1 protein-coding gene is annotated in these 447 nt (G+C 73.8%); it reads right to left on the reverse strand.

Going from position 1 to position 447, the window contains the following annotated elements; translation table 11 throughout:
* Positions 1 to 447 (reverse strand): polyketide synthase dehydratase domain-containing protein (locus IH00_RS0136525; RefSeq protein ID WP_031080827.1); only part of this gene is annotated, 447 nt, incomplete at both ends.

Here is a 447-nt window from a genome sequence, read left to right on the forward strand (position 1 = left end):
ACCGACCGTGACCCGCAGCTGCGCCGCGGTGCCTTCCTCCAGCAGGAGCGGCGCTTCCATGACCAGCTCGTCCACCACCGGAGCACCGACACGGCGGCCGGCGGCCGACACCAGCTCGACCCACGCCGTGCCGGGCACGATCACCGCGCCCAGGACGACGTGGTCGCGCACCCACGGCTGGCTGTCGGTGGAGAGGCGACCGGTGAACACCCACTCGTCCCGGTCGCCGAGCTGCACGGCCGCGGCCATCAGGGGGTGCTCGACCCGGTCGAGACCGGCCGCCGTGACGTCGCCGCCCTGAGCGGACGGCATCAGCCAGTAGTTCTCGCGCTGGAAGGCGTACGTGGGCAGGTCAACGCGCCGCGCGCCGGTACCGGCGTAGAAGGCGTTCCAGTCGACGCCGGCGCCGGCGGTGTGGGCGCGGCCGAGGAAGCCGGCGAACGTCTC

It is taken from the genome of Streptomyces sp. NRRL S-118 (genome assembly GCF_000716335.1).
In the GTDB taxonomy this organism is placed as follows: Bacteria; Actinomycetota; Actinomycetes; order Streptomycetales; family Streptomycetaceae; genus Streptomyces.